The sequence below is a fragment of the Aggregatibacter sp. oral taxon 458 str. W10330 genome, from assembly GCF_000466335.1.
GTDB lineage: Bacteria > Pseudomonadota > Gammaproteobacteria > Enterobacterales > Pasteurellaceae > Aggregatibacter.
This window is the reverse complement of sequence record NZ_KE952616.1, coordinates 1-944: the sequence shown is the minus strand read 5'-3', so window position 1 is coordinate 944 and position 944 is coordinate 1. Positions and strand designations below refer to the sequence as shown.

Here is a 944-nt window from a genome sequence, read left to right as displayed (position 1 = left end):
ACCAAAATATGGCTGTCTTTATCATTCGTTACCGTTTGATTTCCACCAGTGTGAGTAGGCAAATTATAATCTGCTGGATACTCAACACCGCCTGTATGATTTACAAAAATCCTTGGGTCAATAACCTGTTTCCCGCCATAGGTTGTTGTCACTAAGCTCGGATCAATCGGTGTAAAACCTCCATTTGCATTCGGGATCCAAACATGAGAACCAAGCATGCTTAAATTATCAAATAGCAGGCCTTTAGATAAAATTTGTCTATTAAGATAATCAACTTGTTCTTTACTTAATCTACTAATTTTTTCAGGATCTTGTGACATCCCAGCTAAAAATGCTGCTTTCTCCTCATCTGTGGTAAGACCGACACCTAGTGAAATGCCTAAGCCAGCTTCAATGGCTTGGATACAGGCTCTGGAACAAACTAGCGCGCTAGCCCTAGTTATAGCCATCACAAAATTATTCTCCACCGCCCTTTTAGCCGTCTCAGCCCCTGAAGTTGCAGCAAGGAAATTCCCCCCTTGCTCTGTGGTGCTGCCATTCGCTTTCGCTGTCAATGCCGCAGCCAATCCGCCCGCCAGTTGACTCAAAGTGCTGATGTTTTCTTTCTCATTGGCGGTGAGTTCACTCGGCGCTTTTTTGTAAATCGCTTTAGTCAGGATTTCAGCGGTTGCCTCACCTGTCACTCCTGCCACTGCCCCCGTTAATGGGTCTTTGCCTGTCACTTGGAACTCCACTGCAGAAAGCAGCGCATGCGCCATGAGATTCGCTGCTTTGTCTTTTGCCGTGTCGCCTGCCGTCATCTCATGGATTTTTTGATTGAGATAAGGCGAAGCCAGTGCGACAAGACTGCCTGCGGTATCGTTTTGTGCCGCGGCTTGTAATGCCGCTGTCACGGCATGAATCGCCATCCCTTTTTCACTACCTATGCCGTAAGTGCGGTCGAT

Annotated in this window: 1 protein-coding gene; it reads right to left on the bottom strand. The window is 46.8% G+C overall.

The window, feature by feature from the left end:
* Positions 1-944: VENN motif pre-toxin domain-containing protein (locus tag HMPREF9065_RS10365; RefSeq protein ID WP_021616617.1), on the bottom strand; the 944-nt coding region annotated here is incomplete at both ends.